Here is a 307-nt window from a genome sequence, read left to right on the forward strand (position 1 = left end):
CATAACGTGTACCACCAAATCACCCAAATCCACCAGCACCCACTCGCCGGTATCCAGGCCTTCTATTCCCAGAGGCAATAAGCCCTGATGCTTCATCTCTTCCTGAACGTGCTGCCCAATAGACATCACATGTCGCTTAGAGGTTCCGCTGGCGATAACCATTCGGTCAGTTACCGTCGATTTATTGGTCACATCAATTTCAACAATGTCACGTGCTTTCATATCATCAAGGGCTTGACGTACAGCGCTGATTATCTGATCCATTTCCATTAGTAATTATTTACCTTCATTATTAAAGTCGTATAAC

Annotated in this window: 1 protein-coding gene; it reads right to left on the reverse strand. The window is 44.6% G+C overall.

Annotated features, from left to right (window positions below; all coding sequences use genetic code 11):
- Positions 1-270: ribosome silencing factor (gene rsfS / locus QWI17_RS21615; RefSeq protein WP_302724612.1), on the reverse strand; the 270-nt coding region annotated here is incomplete at its 3' end.
- Positions 271-307 lie beyond the last annotated feature (37 nt).

Source organism: Gilvimarinus gilvus (assembly GCF_030518155.1).
Taxonomy (GTDB): Bacteria; Pseudomonadota; Gammaproteobacteria; order Pseudomonadales; family Cellvibrionaceae; genus Gilvimarinus; species Gilvimarinus gilvus.